Consider the following 17360-nt stretch of genomic DNA (forward strand, 5'->3'; position numbering starts at 1 on the left):
ATGATTAGAGGTAGATCATCTGCTCGTTCTGAAATCGTTCCTTTCAATAATATAGCTCTCTCTATTCATTGAATTTCAATAACAGCATACACTTTAGCTATTTTATTTCCCTAATCATTTTTGATTTAAGCGAACCGTGAGTACTGAGAGTAAAAATTTCGTCTTTGCTAGTAATGTTGATGACACTATCAATTGCTTAAGTAAAATTTAATCCGTTTGTAGTCAGTAGTCAGCACTTTAGTGCTGACTATTTTTAATTCAGTGTTGGTGAATGCGTAATACTCTGGGCAGAAACAGGTCACAACATTTATATTTAGTAGCAAGAGACTTTGAATGATTGAATTTCTGGTATAGAGTCTTTCTGTTAGTTACCATTCTGCTAAACAAATAAGCGTGCAATCTTTTCATCTCTCATTACCCGTCGCTTTCCTAGCACTAAGACAAAATATAATTAGATATCTAAATATATTATTTGGCTCTTCAACCAAAGCTATAATTGCTTCTTAAGCAGAATAATAAAGCCTAAAATTTGCGAAACAAATAATATTATGCAAGTTAAATAAATGCAATTTTAAATGCAATTACAATTGCATTGATCTAAAATAAATTATCAGAAAATGCAATGATTAACAAATATTAAAATAACAATCAACCAAGATCATTAATGATAATATTAATTCACAAGTTACATCTACAAATTAATCTCAAAAGTTCCTCTAAAACATCTATAAATATCATCAAAGATAATGAATAGCAAAAATCAGCAAGAAATCAACGCTAATCATCAAAATTATCTGGAGCAACTAGAGCAATTAGCAATTAGCGCAGCTTTGGCACAAGCAGAAATTGCTAGTGAAGCAGCTAAGCATGAATTTAGAATAAAATTCAATCATTATTTGCAAGAAAAAATGACAGCAGCAGCAGCAGAAACTTACTCAGAAGTATTGCAAGAAGTACAAGATTTTATTAATCAATTTGCACAACAAGCTGCGACAAGAGCCTTAGATGTAGAAAGTATTACCACCCCAAAAATTGGAGGATTTAACCCAGCAAAACCTCAGTTTGCTAGTTTTTCTGAGACTTTATCACAACAAAGAAATCAGCAGTCTAATTTATTGCAACTTAGTAATGTAGAACCCAATTCTGAAGCAGATAAACTAGCACTTCAGAGTTTAGGAGTTATTCCCGAAGATTAATCAGTCAAGAAATTAAAGATTGAAGATTGAAGGGTTGACACCTATCTGAAGGAGAAAGAGTGCATTTGAGCCATCAATCTATAATCCAAAATCTAAAATAGAGGGTTAAAAAGTTTCATTGGGTGAGAGTTTATAGGTCTGTTGAGCTTTAAATTAGGGAAAAGATAATAACCGATCTAACAGTAGGATTATTTTATTACTTAACTTATTTTTTAGCTCAATAATTAAAATTAGGCAAAACCTCATAACTCTTACCTTACCAAGTTTAAGATAGAGGAAAAATCCAATGAATTTACAACAATTAGAAACCACTGTAGATAAGGAAGCTCAACAACCTTTAAACGCTCGTTTTCTTACTGTGATAGCTAACTTAACTCCAAATTTTGCTGAGGATGAAGTTCTATTACTTTCCTATTATAAACAAGTCAGAGCCACTTGGTCTACTTCTGCTATTAAAAACTTGCAAAAAGCCACAGGACTCAAATTAACTAATAAGCTTAATCGTTGTCGATTTGCAATTTATGCAGCTAAACTTCAGTTGCAATTGATGTCTTCAGAAGGTTGTGAAAACAATCAAGATTTTCATCAAAAGCAATTACCTGTAACCAGTTTTTCTAGAGAAGAAGATAACAATAGCATTACTCCTGTCTCAGAAGAAGTATTTACAATAGAAGTCAAAGAACAATTGCTAATCGCTCAAGAACAAATCAAAATTCTAGAATCGCAATTGCAGGATAAAGAGTCACAAATAGAGTCACAAGAATCACAACTCAAGCAATCAGAAAACTTTTCTGTTTTACTGTTAACTAATCGCTTACTAGCACCAGGAATGCCTTTAAATGGAACAGAAGAAAGTCCAGCAATGAGAATTTTGGGTTCTCCCAAGACTTTGACTGAGCTAGAAGCCAATTATCGCGAACTTATTAAGCGTGAACATCCAGATGTCTCCCCTTTTGCTGAAGAGAAAGCAATATCAAGATTTGCCTATATGCGCTCACTTTATCGAATCACCAGGGAACATTGGCAAGAGTTAAAACCCACAGTTTCTATTTCTCAAAGGGAATTGGAGAAAAGGATGAAAGCAACAGTGCCGTTTTCTCCTGAGAGTTTCTGGGCTATGAAATGATCGCATAACTATTCTCGCGAACAATCAAAACTTGACAGTGCAGTTAGAGTCTTTGTGGAATCTCAAAATGGCAGCGAGACAGTAAAAACTGAAAAGAAAGATATTTTAGAGTCAAAAGACAATAATAATTTAGGGCGTTGCTGGTGGAGGTAACGATTTAATTGATGCATCTTTAGCTGATGGTGACAATTGCATCTATGGCAACGGCGGAGATGATAACTTCATTTTAGGTGCGAGTGATTGTTTGGTTGTCAGAGCAGTTAGCGATCGCTTTTTTCCCACTTCCAATAAACATCACATTCTAATACAATTAATAATTAATAATATTAAGATGGTTGTTTAGCAAACATTGACCCCTAATGGCAAAATCATCAAAAGAATCTTTACCCTTTGAACCTCGCAAAAACAAGAAGAAAAAACAAGATAAGCAATCCACTACCAATCCCCAAGCTACTACCAAAAGCAAACCCACTCAAAAGAACCCAAAAAATCGCGACAATACTAGTGTATCAGCCATTCCTGATGCCGTGAGTAAAAGAATGGCGCGTCGCATGGTATTCTTGTCGGGGATTCCTACCGTAATGGGTATCGCTTCTTTCTTTGTCTTTTACTGGTTACTCTCTCAAAAGTTAATTGAGTTTCCACCTTATTTAGTACTGATTGTCACGGCGGGTTTATTTGGCTTGGGTTTTGTGGGTTTGAGCTACAGTGTATTTTCTGCTTCTTGGGATGAAGATCGAGATGGTGGCTTAGTGGGGTTTAATGAGTTTAAACTTAACCTTGAGCGTACTATTTCTGCTTGGAAAAATCGAGGAAAGGAAGTCAGTTAGAGCTCGCTTGGGCATTGCTATATTTAGATACAATATCATCATTGCATTTTTAAATCTTAAGTCAATGCCTACTTCTTGTGGGTGTTAGTGAATCGGGAGCTAAAAAGATCGAGGAGCAATAGATGATTTTCTTAATCTGAGAGCAACAAAAACCATAACGATCCTACGGGTTCCATAAATCAGATCGTTAATTTATTTCATACTTTTGTTTCACCAACACCTTTTTCTGTAGTTATGGGATGTTGTTCTAACCTTTTTTTAGATAAGATAAATTCTTGTAACGATCGCTTTTCCGAGTTTTATTTTTAATTTATTAATAAAAAAGATGTAATCTTCCTTTCTGAAATAACTTGACGATTACTAACTTATAGATTAGAAAATGGAGAGTGAATTTCCCTAATTGCCCAATAGCTACTATTTTTAGCAGCAAATTTTGGCTTGTTAGGTTGTAGCTAGCAACGAATTTTCCTTGAATGCAGAGAACAAAATTTCGGATGTCTTTGTGTATAGATTTATTGGAAGTTCGATCGAACTTCGAGTCTTTAGAAGTGGAAAGAGTTTGGTAGTAGTTCAATCTTTGATGCCAAAGTCTGGGGTGACACCTTAGAACTGCGGGAACTAAATAGCTATTTTTCTGCTCTAGTGGGAATAATTCAACTAAAACTAAACCAAATTTTTTGCTCTCATCTCTTACTTCTCTATCAACTCAATGAAATCAGTCGTTTTTTGGATTCAAGTATCGGCGATCGCTATTAGCAGCATTTTTTATTTCGGTAATTCTAAAACTAGCTTCGCCAATACCACAACTCGTCTAGATAATCTTTCTCCCATCGAAATTTATGTTCCACCACCAGAAACTAACAGAAGAGGAATCTGTTCTAAACATATCGAAGGTATTGTAGATCGTATTTTAGAACGTCCCAGTATTCAGGAGAGCAAATGGGGGATTTTGATTCAAACTATTGGCGGGGAAACTCTCTACAGCCGTAATCCCGATTCTTATATGATTCCTGCTTCTAATATAAAGTTGTTAGTAACTGCTGCTGCGCTACAAAAACTCAATCCTCAAGGCAAAATACGCTCCAGTTCGATTCGAGATTGGATTATTGCTACTAACTTGCGTAGTGATAATGGCTATGCAGATGTTTTATTACGTTATCTTGGTGGTTATTCTTCCGTACAAGAAGCTTTGAGTGGCATTGGTGTCGATCCTGGTGGCTATCGAATGCAAGATGGCTCTGGTTTATCTCGCAAAAACTTAGCTACCCCTAGAACTCTAGTGACAACTTTAAGAGCAATGCATACTGCGAGGGGAAAAGATATTTTTCTGACTTCTCTACCAATTGCAGGAGAAACAGGAACTCTCAAAGATCGACTTCGTTACACTTCCGCTCAAGGTACAGTCAGGGCGAAAACGGGAACGCTTCGCGGTGTCAGAGCTTTATCTGGTTATGCTGATACTCCCAACTATGGAACTATCGCTTTTAGTGCGATCGCTAATCAACCAACTAATCGCTCTGATACCAATCTGGTTAAAGCTCTAGATGAAATTGTTCTTCGTGTTAGTACTGTTTCTTCCTGTCAGTGATTGGTAATTGTTAGTGGTTAATTGTTATTTGACCAACGAGCGCGTGCCGTCTCCGTTGTGACAGGAGTCCTTTAGGGGAGCTATATGGGTCGCGGTATCCTTGACCGAAGGGAATCCTTTAGGATAGGAGTCCTTTAGGATAGGAGTCCTTTAGGGCGTTCGTGCTTATGCGGTTTCTCATTTTTTGTCACACCGCTTAAGGTCACAGAGTCCCATCTTCGTCCCAAACTAAACGAGACTTGTACCCATCGCATTGGGGTATAAATGGGATCGTATTAAGCGGAATCGAGATAATCTGTGACTCAGCAACTCTTAATCTCCAGTGCCAATTGTAAATAAATGTAACAATAATGCTGTTATACTGGCTTGCCATCTTGACAGAAGAAAAAAAAGCCGATAACTTGTATACATACCCGGGTAATTATTAAAGTCAACGATATGCAAAACAAGCAAAAAGTAACCTTATACATACCCCCAGACCTTCATCGAAAACTGAAAATTAGAGCAGCTATAGATGCTGAGTCAATGTCTGCACTGGTAGAAAAAGCAGTATCCTTTTATATACAGTATCCAGATAAGGTCGAAGAAATAGAAGCCTCTGCCCAGGGTAGAACACACCAAGTCCATATTTGTCCAGAATGTGATGCTGCAATGGTAATGCGCGAAGGAGAAATGGTTTCTTTGAGAAACCAACCAGGAGTGGTATCAGAAGAAATACCTCTAAGTATGAGAGGGGATGTTGATGCTTCTGAAGAATCCCAAGGGGAAAGCTTAGTACCCTGCTAGTCGAAAAGCTCGCTCCTTATGAAGGTACAAGAGAATTCGGCATTATTAAAACCTACTAGATTAAGGTCGATAACTATGAAAGAAGAGTTAAGTACACTTATCAAAGCCCAGTACCCATTAATTCACCTCATTACACCAGAGGAAGAGCGAGCAGAGCAAGCAGTTTCCAGAATTGTTCAAGACAATACCGAACATAGACGTGTGTTTGTCTGGACGGTTACTCATGGAATAGTGGAATATGGTCAGTCCCGCCAGATGACTCAGCACAACACGGTATCTCCAGAAGCAGCTTTGGAATGGGTAGTTCGTCAAAAAGAACCCGCAATCTACGTATTCAAAGATTTACATCCTTTTCTAGATGGAGCAGTAGTTACCAGGTGGTTACGTGATGCGATCGCAGCATTTAAGGGCACAGAAAAGCTCATCATATTAATGTCTCCCATTCAACAAGTACCCATTGAGTTAGAAAAAGAAGTAGTTGTTTTAGATTATCCTTTACCAGACCTTACAGAATTAAACCAGGTTCTTTCTTCTCAGCTACAGAAAGGGAAAAACCGCCGTCTTGATACAGAAGCCAGAGAAAAATTATTGAAAGCTGCTCTAGGATTAACCAAGGACGAAGCAGAAAAGGTTTATCGTAAAGCGCAGGTGAAAGCTGGTCGTCTTACCGAAGAAGAGGTAGAAATTGTTCTTTCAGAGAAAAAGCAGTTAATTAGACGTAACGGTATTTTAGATTACATCGAGGAAGATGAAACTCTCAGTGCGGTTGGAGGATTAGAAGAATTAAAACTCTGGTTAAGACAACGCTCCAATGCTTTTACCGAAAGAGCTAGAGAATATGGTCTTCCTCAACCAAAAGGAATGTTAATTTTAGGTGTTCCTGGCTGTGGTAAATCTTTAATTGCCAAAACCACATCTCGTCTCTGGGGTTTACCCCTACTACGCCTCGATATGGGTCGAGTTTATGATGGTTCAATGGTAGGTCGTTCTGAGGCAAATTTACGCAATGCTCTCAAAACGGCAGAATCGATATCTCCTGTCATCTTATTTATTGATGAATTAGATAAAGCATTTGCTGGAGGTGCAGGTTCGGGAGACTCTGACGGTGGTACATCAGGGCGTATCTTTGGTTCATTCTTAACCTGGATGCAAGAAAAGACTTCCCCTGTATTTGTGATGGCAACCGCTAACCGAGTAGAAAGACTACCAGGAGAATTTCTCCGCAAAGGTAGATTTGATGAAATCTTTTTCGTTGACTTACCCACCCCAGCCGAAAGGCAAGATATTTTTAGAATTCATCTTGGCAAAAGACGTTCTGACATAACTCGCTTCGACTTAGAACAGTTAGCCAAGGTATCTGATGGATTTTCTGGTGCAGAAATTGAGCAGGCGATCATTGCTGCGATGTATGATGCTTTTGCTCAAGATAGGGAGTTTACGCAGCTAGATATTATTGCTGCGATTAAGGCGACTTTGCCACTGTCTCGGACAATGACAGAGCAAGTAACTGCTCTGAGAGACTGGGCAAGACAAAGAGCGCGCCCTGCATCAGCCTCCGTTGCTGAATACCAGCGACTGGAGTTTTAACAGGCTTTCTTCCATCTATAGATGGAGGCAAAGGCTAGCATTAGCTAGCAGTTTCTCAAGAAAAACCGTCTCAAATCCCAACTGGACGGTGAATCGATCGAAAATAAAGTTGTTGTTTACTTCTCTTCTACTGGAGGAAATTCCATGTCTCATTTTAGCACTTTACGTACCAAAATCAGCGACGCTGAGACTTTAACGAACTCTCTTCGCGATCTTGGTATTCAAGTTAAAACGAATGCCGATGTTCGTGGTTACAATGGTCAAAGAGTTCGTTCTGATATTGTTGCTGTTCTCGAAGGCGAATATGATTTAGGTTGGTCTCAAAATGGCGATGGTACTTTTGACTTAATCGCTGACCTTTGGGGTGTTGCTAAAAAGCACAACCAAACTGAATTGATCAACTCCATCAACCAAAAATACGCTGTAAACAAAACCCTTTCTGAGGTTAAGCAACGTGGTTTACAGAATGCCAACGTAAAATTAGTTCTTCAATAATAAAAGTATTTGAAGCGCGTTCCCAAGTAAAATGGTCGATCTTGTTGTTAGATCGACCATTTTTTTATGTAAATTTTTATTTTTTTAGTTGCAACAAATATTCTTCTTACAAACTCTTCAAAATTGGTTAAACAATTAAGTCAGGCAAATATTAACCTAAATATCTTGCTGATATAGACTTCTCAACGATTTGTCCATCCTCTAGCTTGACTTTGTAAGCTTTTACCTTTGCCTTAGAAGCAACTACTTCTAGAAGTTGCTGTCCTTCAAAAAGTACCGCAGCTCCGTCATCAATTCCAATTCCAGAAGGAAGCTTTCCGCTTTCGATCAAGAAATGAAAATCAGATCTTCGATTTATTTCGCCATCGTAGTGTGGCGTACAACTACCAGGAATTAAACCCAAACCTTTTAACGGACTTAGTTTGCCAGAGTAGGTTGAATCACTTCCCCCATATTCAAACCAACAGATTGCACCTGCGCTCATCCCAGCCAGTAACACACCAGACTGCCAAGCCCTCTTTAAAATATTACCTATTTTCCATTCCTGCCAAACTGCAAGCATTGCACGAGTATTTCCTCCACCTACATAAATCAGGTCTTGATTCAATAGATGTTGTTCAATATCATTAAAGGGAATTGAGCCGACTCTTGGTTTACGAAAAAAGGTGAGATGTGATGGTTCGCAGGAGTATCTAGAAAATGCTCGATAAAAGCGTGACAGAAAGTCCTCTGAGTCACCACTTGCAGTAGGAATAAAGCAGACTTTCGGAATAGTTTTGCCAGTAGAGTTCAAACAGTAGCGATCGAGTAATTGATTTTCCGATCCCATTAAGAAACCTCCACCACCAATTGCAATTAGCTTTGAAACCATATTTATTCCCAACGCATTAGAGCTATTAAATGTTTAATCTTCAAAAATAACTCTAATCAATTTTCCAACAGGTTAAATTCAAATCAATAATAGAGATCGCGTAGTGGTAGACTACGAGGCGATCGCTAAAAAGTTGCTCAAGATTTAAAATCAAAAAATAGGGGCAATACAAAATAAAAAATATCTCGTACTATCCCTAAATTCTACTAAAAAGTTAAAAGTTAATGAGCTTTGATTAACTAAAAATGAAGTTATCGCTGGTCAAATCAGTAGTTGAAACGTTTTCAAGAGTAGCTAATAGGCGATTATTACGACCAGAAAGATCGCCATTATCGTCAATTCTGACAACAGTATCAACACCTGACTGTGCTAAATTAATGTAGTCATCAAAAGGATTGGTACTTTGATACGATTCACCAGTGGTAATATTACTGATATCAATAACATCCTCTGCAACTTTAAAGTCAGTAATGATATCTATTCCTGTTTGAGAACGGTTGTAGACGAAAGTGTTTGCTCCTGCGCTTCCTGTGAGCAAGTCGTTTCCACGTCCACCATTAAGGGTATCATCACCATCTCCACCATTGAGAGTATCATTATTGTCTCCACCATTAAGTAGATCGTTGCCGAGTTCTCCGTTTAAAATATCTTGACCATTACTGCCATTGAGGGTGTCATTACCATCTCCACCATTAAGGGTATCATTATTGTTTCCACCATTAAGTAGATCGTTACCGAGTTCTCCGTTTAAAGCATCTTGACCATTACTGTCATTGAGGGTATCATCCCCATCTCCACCATTGAGAGTATCATTATTGTTTCCACCATCAAGTAGATCGTCGCCAAGTTCTCCGTTTAAAATATCTCGACCATTACTGCCATTGAGGGTATCATCACCATTACCACCATTAAGGGTATCGTTATTGTTTCCACCATCAAGTAGATCGTCCCCTCCATTACCGTCGAGAGTATCCCTACCGTTTTTACCCTGAATAGTATCGTTACCGTTTCCACCTTCTAAAGAGTCATTTCTATTAGTACCGATAATAGTTTCACTAGCTTCTAGAGGAATGGATAAACTAGCAACTAAAGGATCGTGATCGCTGGCTCTTTGGTCAGTTTCAGCGAATTCCGAGTTAACATGAACCACATCAAATTGTGCATTTTCGGTTAAGCTGTTGCTTACTAAGATGTGATCTAGTGATTGGGAGTTACCTTGAAAATTAAAAGTATAACGTTCGTTTTCGGGTAAGGTTTCTGTTAAATTAGTTAAGCTTGACTCTAAAGTTTCTAGAGGTGAGACAAATTCAAATTCGTTGAAATCCCCTAAAGTTACTACATTAGCGTTTGCATCAGTAGCCAAAAGACCATCAATAAATTCTTTAACTGCTTGTGCTTGTGCCTGGCGTTCGTCTAAACTGCCGTTAACATTAGGATCTTCTTGAAGATCGGCAAAGTCTTGTTCAATACCTAAGATGGGTGCGCTTCCTCCTTTAGAAGAGAAGTGATTGTTAACTACAGTGATATCTTCACCATTGAAGTTAAATGTGGAAACTAGAGGTAAACGTCCGCCATTAAAGGCTTCTCCTTCTGCTTGACTGCCAATAGCCTGTACTGAATCCTCAACTAACTCAACACGATCGCTCTTATATAAGAAAGCTGTACGAATATTACCACCTGGTTGACCGCCACTTTCACCCTCTGTAATAAAAGTATTATCAATGAATTCGTAATTCAGGCTGTCGTTAACCAAACCATCATCAACTCGGTTTATGGCATCAGCTAATTTCTCTAAAGTTTCACTAGCAGATGTAACCCCATCGTTAATTTCCGCCCCCGTGTTATCCTGAATCTCTTGTAAACCAATAATGTCTGGTGTATTAAGATTGTTGACAACTTGTTGTGCGATCGCCTCAAAGCGTCCGTTACCTTCATCATCATCGACATCTCTACTACCACTATTAGTCTTAGCAGGGTCTTCTACAACAGGATCGAGGTTGAGTACGTTGTAACTAGCAACAGTAAGTTGGTCGTCTCCTGATGTAATGCTACTCACTTCTGGTTGCAGAGTAGAATCAGTGACAGTGAATTCTTCAGTAGGAATAATTTCAAAATTACCAAAACCGTAAGAAACAACCCCTGTAACATCACCTAATGCTGCACCAGTGTCTACTTCTGGGATATCAAAATCAAATACTCCAGAATCTCCATCAATTTGTACTTTTTCAGGATTAAAATCATCAGGACTAATGTTGAGTGTTCCTCTCTCGCTAATTCCCGTAGCATTAGCACCACCATCAACTACGGTAAAGATTTCTCCAAAACGGTTAGTGGGTTCAACAGCAACAGTATCTTGTGCGGTTACTCTCATTCCTTCTAAGGATTCAAAGAAGTCAATCCCATCGGTATCGGGTTCATAAGCACCAAACGCATCGTCATCAATGTTTTCACTGGGAGGAGTGCGGCCAGCAGCACCGATAATAGTTGCAGCAGGTAATTCGTTACCGCTAGAAACAGTGGTGATAGTAGGATTGCTAATTCGGGTTGTGGGTAAGTTACGAGTATCGGTATCCCCAGGAAAAAATTCGCTTGCTGTTCCTGTTACTTCTAAAGCATCACCGACAGCAACACTAGGAGATGAATCCGTAAAGACAAAAAGCGCGTCAGAAGTTGCAGCATCACCATCTCCTGTAGGATCTTGTAAATAGAAGCCATCGGAACCCACTGTGGTAACAATACCCGTAGTAGTTACAGATTCTCCAGAGATGCTTAAAGTATTCGCAGGTAAATTATCAAAATCTACCTCTACAAAAGGAGAAGTCTGAGATGCGCTTTGAATCTCGTAAATGGGAACTGCAACAGGAGGATTAGGAGCTACTTCTTGATTGGCTGCGCCAGGAGTCCCAGAATCACCATCACCAAAAGCAGTAGTAGCTTCACTCCAGTTTGCACCTACATTATTATCAAGGTCAGGATCGTTTAAAGACATTGAAGCACCATTGGGGTCGGGAAATGTTGCGCCATTATCCCACTCAACGCGATCTACCTCGTTACCTTGGTCATCAAGCAATACTAATTCATCAGCACCATTGGCTAAAGTAATCCCGCTATACTGATAGTCGGCAGTAAAATCACCGTTAGTAGCTGAATCTGCATTATTACTAAGAACGACAAATCCTCCCGCAGGAACAATCAACGAACCACCATTATCGATAACGTGGGAATCAGTATCGTTGTCTTGAATAGTCCAACCGTTAATGTCGATATCATTGTCGGTGGTGTTAGTAATTTCAAACCATTCACCATCCGCATCACTTACCGCAGAGGGATTTTGTAAGATTTCATTAATTACGATACCTGACATAGTTGCTGTTTCTCCTATTTGATAAATTGTGGTACTACCGCTAATTTCATTAGCAACTACTAATAAGGGATTGCTATTGGGACTATCTTCAGCAGGAATAAAAGTTAGACCTTCAGGAGAAACATCTCCCTCAGAACGTATATACTGAACAAATTCAGGTTCGCTGGGATTGCTAACGTTGTAAACCATGACCCCACCGATTCTTTCTAAACCGATAAAAGCGTAGGTTTGACCATCGACAACACCTGTAACAACTCCTTCTGGTTCAGTACCTTTGTCATCGCTACGACTATCAAAACTATCCGCATCACCTTGGGAGTTAAACAATTCGGGGACTAAATCTGCTGTGATGGTAGCAATCTCATTACCACTGTCAAAAACTAATTCGCCGTTGCTATTCCAGATCGAAAAAGAACGTCCTCCATAACTGTAAATTTGGTCAACATCCCCATCACCATCGTTATCCCCTAATGTAGTAGTGGTTTTGAGACGACCGAGGTTTGACTCTTGCTGTAACTCTTCTGCGTCAGGAAATGCAGTAGGGTCTAGTATTAAATCTTCCACTCTAGCTTCTTCGGAGAAAGCATCATAATCTCTAGCATCTCCTTCGTTAGCAGTGATATAGTATGTTTGGTTGTCTATCTGGTATGATGCGATCGCATCTGGTTGATACATCCCCAATAAGTTATCAAAGGTGGCAAAGTTAATGCTGTCATCTTTGTCACTGGAATCTAAAGAATTACCCTCTTGACTATGATCTTTATAACCTAAAGGAATAATATCAGTAACCGTACTGGAAGCAATATCGACCACTGCAAAAGCATTATTTTCTTGTAGCGTCACAAAAGCAGTACTTCCATCAGCAGAAATCGCAATATATTCTGGTTCTAAATCTTGCGCTACGGTTGCATCTGGACCAAAAATACGTACTCCATTATCAATTAAAGCCTGTTTTTGGTCGTTAAAGCCTTCAAAGCTAGCAGTAGTGACTTCTCCTGTCTCCACATCAATAATGCTGATTGAACCCTCTGGATCGATAGTATAGTCATCATTAGGTTCTCCCTCATTAGCTACTATAACCTTACTACCATCAGGGGTAAAAGTAAGCATATCAGGAAGTGCGCCCACTTCTGTCGAACTAATAAAATTTCCTTCTGTATCAAAAAAAGCAACGCTTCCTTTTTCTGTTTTGGTATTATCGGCAACAGCAACGGCAAAAAAACCATTATAGACTGCAACACTATTAGGACTTCCGCTAGTTAAGGCAATATCAAAAATTTTAGTTGGATTATTAGGATCGCTTAAATCTAAGACATCTATAGCATTAGCATCTGCATTAACAACAAATAAACGTTGAGAATCGCTATCATAAGCAGGTATCTCTGCTGCACCTTCAATACCAGTATTGAAAGTACCAATCTGGGTTAAATTAATCATTGATACTTGAGAATAGATCGAGAAAATTAAGTTAAATTAGCTTTTTTAAGGCATATCTCTTGAAAAACAGAGTTTTGAACCATAAATTAGGGCAGCGAGGTTTAAGAATAAAAATCTTATTACCAGGCTGCCTTGATTCAAATAAGTCTTTAAAGATAAAACAACCGCTTTTCCATAAAATAAAAAAGCTAAACTAAAACTTTTTACTGAATTAATCTCTTAACTCAGCAAAACCTCTTAGTAATTTCCCAGTTATCCGTAAATTAAAGTTAAATATTTGGTTAAGAAAATATTATTTTACTAATCTTTACTCGAAATATTCATGTTATATATCAAAATATTATCTAAATTCAGACAAATATTCTTTTATTGAAGTTGAAAAATAAAACTTCAGCCTTGTTGTTTAAACTCTAAAAATTTATCAAATTTGCCAGAGCAATCTCATTTAATATTAAAAGAAAGACTTCCCTTAAGGATTGTTATTTAGAGTGAATTTAAAAATACGAAAAGCACAACCATCAGAGTCAGAAATACTTAGTAGTTTAGCATTATGTTCCAAAGCTTATTGGGGATATTCTTCAAAATTTATTGATGCTTGTAGAGAGGAGCTTACTTATTCACAAGAGGATATTCAAAATAATTATTTTTTTGTTGCTGAAATTGACGGGAGGAAATGTCAACGGTCAATCAGCAGATTCCATTTATCCTTATTATCCCGCCCTGACGGGACTAATGGAGACTCCCATATTGATAGTTTACTTATTGGCTTTTATGCGCTTGAGGTATTGTCTTCGACGGAAATACAGTTAGAAGCTTTGTTTATTCAACCTTCTTATATCAATCAAGGTTATGGTAGAAAACTGCTCGAACACGCGAAAGTTACAGCTAGTAATTTAGGAAGTAAAGTAATAAAAATTCAAGGCGATCCTAACGCTAAAAACTTTTATCTTAAAGTAGGTGGAAATCTTACAGGTGAGATAGAATCTACTAGTATTCCAGGTCGTTATTTACCAACTTTTGTGATTTATCTTGATGAAGTTGACAAGTTAATTTTATAATTGTGGCTCATAGCTTAATTGATAAAAATATATCTAAAATCAAATTTATATTATGTTATATTTCATGTCATTGAAAGCATAAATTTTCGTGCAATTAGTTCGGTCTAAATTCAGAAAAAGAGACAAAGATAAATAGTTACCAATAAAGCATTCACAATTCAAAAATGAGAAGTCACCCATTCAAAAGTTTTATCCCTTGCTTCAGGAAGAGGATTCATATCGCCTGAATCATATTTTTATTTTTCCTCATAATCAGCAACGGGCGAGGATAGACAAATTTAGCTAAAGATTTTATGTGGTTGGATGGTTACCCTTTTTTTCCATGTGAGTATGTGGGAATAATAGAAAAGTGAGCAAGTTTTGAGTAACAAAGATACAGAGGTAAATTGGTTAGAATGCCAGAACCCTCTCTGAGACTAGACTGATTTGGTACGGAGAGAGAGGGATTCGAACCCTCGAACGAGTTACCCCGTTACAGCATTTCCAGTGCTGCGCCTTCGACCACTCGGCCATCTCTCCTGGCGTTGAGATTTTTAATTATACATGGCAATACCTTTTTTTCCAAACTTTTCGAGAATTTTTTTATCTCAAGCTATTTTCCCCCTTTCTCAGCTATCTTCCAACCCTCGAATAACTATGATAGGAGTAGACACTAAAAACAAATTAAAATTATTTGAGACGAGAGGATGAGAATGCTAGATACAGAATCGATATTAGAAGTTTTGCGTCCTGTGCAAGACCCTGAACTGCAAAAAAGTTTGGTGGAATTGAACATGATCCGTAATGTGAAAGTTGATGGTGGTAAAATTGGCTTCACTTTGGTTTTAACCACCCCTGCTTGTCCTCTCAGAGAATTTATCGTAGAAGATTGTGAAACCGCAGTTAAAAAATTACCAGGGGTAGAAAGCGTAGAAGTAGAAGTCACCGCCGAGACACCCCAGCAAAAATCCTTACCAGACCGTCAATCAGTACCAGGAGTAAAAAATATTTTCGCCATATCCAGTGGTAAAGGTGGTGTTGGTAAAAGTTCTGTTGCTGTTAACGTAGCGGTTGCATTGGCACAAAAAGGAGCAAAAGTAGGCTTATTAGATGCCGATATTTATGGTCCCAATTGCCCTAATATGTTGGGTCTTAAAGACGCTAACATCATGGTCAAAGGAGACAAAGGAGAGATTCTAGAACCAGCTTTTAACTACGGCGTAAAATTAGTTTCCATGGCATTTCTAATCGATCCAGACCAACCCGTAATCTGGCGGGGTCCGATGTTAAACGGTATTATTCGTCAATTCTTGTATCAGGTAGAATGGGGCGAGTTAGACTATCTGATAGTCGATATGCCTCCAGGTACAGGAGATGCCCAGTTAACTCTAGCCCAAGCTGTGCCAATGGCAGGGGCAGTAATTGTCACCACACCTCAAACTGTATCATTATTAGATGCCCGTCGTGGTTTAAAAATGTTCCAACAGTTAGGAGTCAACCTCTTGGGTATTGTGGAGAATATGAGTTATTTTATTCCTCCAGATATGCCAGAAAAAAGTTACGATTTATTTGGTTCTGGTGGTGGTGAAAGAACAGCTACCGAATTGCAAGTACCTCTATTAGGTTGTGTTCCTTTAGAAATTGCTTTGCGGGAAGGAGGAGATAAAGGAATGCCCATAGTAATAGCTGAACCCGAATCAGAATCAGCTAAAGCTTTGGTAAAAATTGCCGAACAAGTAGCAGCTAAAGTTTCTATTGCTGCCTTTGCTTAGATATTAATATATCAGGGTGGGCAAATTTTACTTTCAATTCAACAACACACTTGAAATCTAATTTTGCCCACTTAAAAAATCAAACTTATATCAATATATTGAGCAAAATAAAAACTACTGTTTAATGATGCATAATACAGTGTTCATTTAAATATTCAATTTCTACTGTAATGTGTTCTAATTTAAGATTTTGATTTAAATGTTTAATGGCATTTTTGATACTTTGTATTTCTTCTATGCTGGTGTTATCTGTAACAAAAACTTGACTAGTTAATACATGATGTTCGCCATCTAAAGACCAGACATGAGTATGATGAGTGGAATCAACTTTTTCTAGTTTTTGAATATCAATATTTTCTGTTACAGCTTTTAAAAATAAGGTTGTAGTTTTGCGTAAATTCGCGATCGCATTATATAATATATAAACGGCAATCAGAATTGAAAGTATCGGATCGAGAATATAACAATCAGTAAATATTAGGGTAATAGTTACAATTAAAACTGCTACCCAACCAAGAACATCTTCTAATAAACGCCAAGCTACAAAGGGTCTGATCGCTAACCCAACTTACATCAGCATTTAATTTTTGTTTAACAAATAGTCTCTTCTATTTACTTTTATTTAACTTTTATGATTCAAGAAGTTGCAATATTGAAAATTAAACCAAATAGAAATCAAGAGTTTGAGGCTGCTTTTCAAGAAGCTTCAGCAATTATTGCTTCCATGCCTGGCTATATTTCACACAGTTTGCAAAAATGTATAGAAGTTGAAAATCAATATTTATTGTTAGTTAATTGGCAAACTTTAGAGGATCATATTGTCTGCTTCAGGCGATCGCAAAAATATCAAACTTGGAAAGAATTATTACATCATTTTTACGATCCTTTTCCCACAGTTGAACACTATGAAAGAGTGTTTTAATTTGATATCAGTAATTTTCTCGTAGTAGCAAAAAATAAAAAAAATATAATTAATGGCTTATATAGCATTAAGTTTTTGGCTTGAAACATTATATTAAAGTAGAGACGTGATATATCGCATCTCTACAAAGTTTATATATGCTAATTATTTTAATTTCCCATTACGCACTTCAATTTGTAGTTTTATCAAAGTATCTACTCTCAGACTTTAGATAGAGGAAGATTGGTTAGCTTCTTTCAGAATAAAATCCTCAACCTGGATCAAAACCACAAACTTTTATCATTAAAAGTAGCTTATTGAGAATAGCTTGACTCGAAAAAATAATAATATTTGAAAGTACCTAAAAAAT

General features: G+C 37.6%; 13 protein-coding genes and 1 tRNA gene. 10 read left to right on the forward strand and 4 right to left on the reverse strand.

Going from position 1 to position 17360, the window contains the following annotated elements; translation table 11 throughout:
• Positions 1 to 746 precede the first annotated feature (746 nt).
• The 7 genes from H1P_RS20655 to H1P_RS20685 all read left to right on the forward strand — a co-directional run bounded on the left by H1P_RS20655 (position 747) and on the right by H1P_RS20685 (position 7608).
• Positions 747 to 1196 (forward strand): hypothetical protein, encoded by a 450-nt coding sequence (locus H1P_RS20655; RefSeq protein WP_144870889.1) that lies wholly within the window; start codon positions 747 to 749, stop codon positions 1194 to 1196.
• Positions 1197 to 1482: 286 nt separating this feature from the next.
• Positions 1483 to 2322 (forward strand): J domain-containing protein, encoded by an 840-nt coding sequence (locus H1P_RS20660; protein WP_144870891.1) that lies wholly within the window; start codon positions 1483 to 1485, stop codon positions 2320 to 2322.
• A 359-nt stretch (positions 2323 to 2681) separates the two neighbouring features.
• The gene (locus H1P_RS20665) at positions 2682 to 3152 is read left to right on the forward strand and encodes a PAM68 family protein (protein ID WP_144870893.1); all 471 of its coding nucleotides are present in this window, start codon (positions 2682 to 2684) and stop codon (positions 3150 to 3152) included.
• A 709-nt stretch (positions 3153 to 3861) separates the two neighbouring features.
• Positions 3862 to 4740 carry a D-alanyl-D-alanine carboxypeptidase gene (locus tag H1P_RS20670; RefSeq protein ID WP_144870895.1) on the forward strand — a complete coding sequence of 293 codons (879 nt, stop codon included), beginning with the start codon at positions 3862 to 3864 and terminating at the stop codon, positions 4738 to 4740.
• Positions 4741 to 5178: 438 nt separating this feature from the next.
• The gene (locus H1P_RS20675; RefSeq protein ID WP_144870897.1) at positions 5179 to 5526 is read left to right on the forward strand and encodes a slr0373 family blue light stress response protein; all 348 of its coding nucleotides are present in this window, start codon (positions 5179 to 5181) and stop codon (positions 5524 to 5526) included.
• Positions 5527 to 5601: 75 nt separating this feature from the next.
• The gene (gene ycf46, locus H1P_RS20680; RefSeq protein WP_144870899.1) at positions 5602 to 7113 is read left to right on the forward strand and encodes a stress-responsive protein Ycf46; all 1512 of its coding nucleotides are present in this window, start codon (positions 5602 to 5604) and stop codon (positions 7111 to 7113) included.
• A 144-nt stretch (positions 7114 to 7257) separates the two neighbouring features.
• Positions 7258 to 7608: a DUF1257 domain-containing protein gene (locus H1P_RS20685; RefSeq protein ID WP_144870901.1), complete on the forward strand. Its 351-nt coding sequence runs from the start codon at positions 7258 to 7260 to the stop codon at positions 7606 to 7608.
• 151 nt (positions 7609 to 7759) lie between these two features.
• On the opposite strand, the gene H1P_RS20690 is transcribed toward H1P_RS20685, so the two are convergent.
• On the reverse strand, positions 7760 to 8479 hold the full coding sequence (locus H1P_RS20690) for a Type 1 glutamine amidotransferase-like domain-containing protein (RefSeq protein ID WP_144870903.1): 720 nt from the start codon (positions 8477 to 8479) through the stop codon (positions 7760 to 7762).
• A gap of 235 nt (positions 8480 to 8714) precedes the next feature.
• A complete protein-coding gene (locus tag H1P_RS36330; protein ID WP_186376062.1) occupies positions 8715 to 13280 on the reverse strand; it encodes a choice-of-anchor I family protein in 4566 nt (1521 codons plus the stop codon).
• 488 nt (positions 13281 to 13768) lie between these two features.
• Here H1P_RS36330 and H1P_RS20710 point away from each other — a divergent pair, with 488 nt between their 5' ends.
• Positions 13769 to 14338, forward strand: coding sequence for a GNAT family N-acetyltransferase (locus tag H1P_RS20710; RefSeq protein WP_222427150.1), 570 nt, complete (start codon positions 13769 to 13771; stop codon positions 14336 to 14338).
• A gap of 432 nt (positions 14339 to 14770) precedes the next feature.
• Here the strand turns inward: H1P_RS20710 and H1P_RS20715 are convergent.
• Positions 14771 to 14857 (reverse strand) — tRNA-Ser (locus H1P_RS20715).
• 173 nt (positions 14858 to 15030) lie between these two features.
• Here H1P_RS20715 and H1P_RS20720 point away from each other — a divergent pair.
• Complete coding sequence (locus H1P_RS20720) at positions 15031 to 16089, forward strand: Mrp/NBP35 family ATP-binding protein (protein WP_144870907.1); 1059 nt, start codon at positions 15031 to 15033, stop codon at positions 16087 to 16089.
• Between the two features lie 121 nt (positions 16090 to 16210).
• Here H1P_RS20720 and H1P_RS39925 read toward each other — a convergent pair whose 3' ends face one another.
• Positions 16211 to 16645, reverse strand: a complete 435-nt coding sequence (locus H1P_RS39925; protein WP_144870913.1) for a cation efflux transmembrane domain-containing protein — start codon at positions 16643 to 16645, stop codon at positions 16211 to 16213.
• A 75-nt stretch (positions 16646 to 16720) separates the two neighbouring features.
• Between H1P_RS39925 and H1P_RS20730 the strand changes: the two genes are divergently transcribed.
• On the forward strand, positions 16721 to 17011 hold the full coding sequence (locus tag H1P_RS20730) for an antibiotic biosynthesis monooxygenase family protein (protein ID WP_144870909.1): 291 nt from the start codon (positions 16721 to 16723) through the stop codon (positions 17009 to 17011).
• Positions 17012 to 17360 lie beyond the last annotated feature (349 nt).

Source organism: Hyella patelloides LEGE 07179 (assembly GCF_900659865.1).
In the GTDB taxonomy this organism is placed as follows: Bacteria; Cyanobacteriota; Cyanobacteriia; order Cyanobacteriales; family Xenococcaceae; genus Hyella; species Hyella patelloides.

Excerpts from the sequence above, each read along its gene's own strand:
- H1P_RS20655 (WP_144870889.1), top strand. The coding sequence starts at position 747 with ATGAATAGCAAAAATCAGCAAGAAATCAACGCTAATCATCAAAATTAT.
- H1P_RS20660 (WP_144870891.1), top strand. The coding sequence starts at position 1,483 with ATGAATTTACAACAATTAGAAACCACTGTAGATAAGGAAGCTCAACAA.
- H1P_RS20665 (WP_144870893.1), top strand. The coding sequence starts at position 2,682 with ATGGCAAAATCATCAAAAGAATCTTTACCCTTTGAACCTCGCAAAAAC.
- H1P_RS20670 (WP_144870895.1), top strand. The coding sequence starts at position 3,862 with ATGAAATCAGTCGTTTTTTGGATTCAAGTATCGGCGATCGCTATTAGC.
- H1P_RS20675 (WP_144870897.1), top strand. The coding sequence starts at position 5,179 with ATGCAAAACAAGCAAAAAGTAACCTTATACATACCCCCAGACCTTCAT.
- ycf46 (WP_144870899.1), top strand. The coding sequence starts at position 5,602 with ATGAAAGAAGAGTTAAGTACACTTATCAAAGCCCAGTACCCATTAATT.
- H1P_RS20685 (WP_144870901.1), top strand. The coding sequence starts at position 7,258 with ATGTCTCATTTTAGCACTTTACGTACCAAAATCAGCGACGCTGAGACT.
- H1P_RS20690 (WP_144870903.1), bottom strand. The coding sequence starts at position 8,479 with ATGGTTTCAAAGCTAATTGCAATTGGTGGTGGAGGTTTCTTAATGGGA.
- H1P_RS36330 (WP_186376062.1), bottom strand. The coding sequence starts at position 13,280 with ATGATTAATTTAACCCAGATTGGTACTTTCAATACTGGTATTGAAGGT.
- H1P_RS20720 (WP_144870907.1), top strand. The coding sequence starts at position 15,031 with ATGCTAGATACAGAATCGATATTAGAAGTTTTGCGTCCTGTGCAAGAC.
- H1P_RS20730 (WP_144870909.1), top strand. The coding sequence starts at position 16,721 with ATGATTCAAGAAGTTGCAATATTGAAAATTAAACCAAATAGAAATCAA.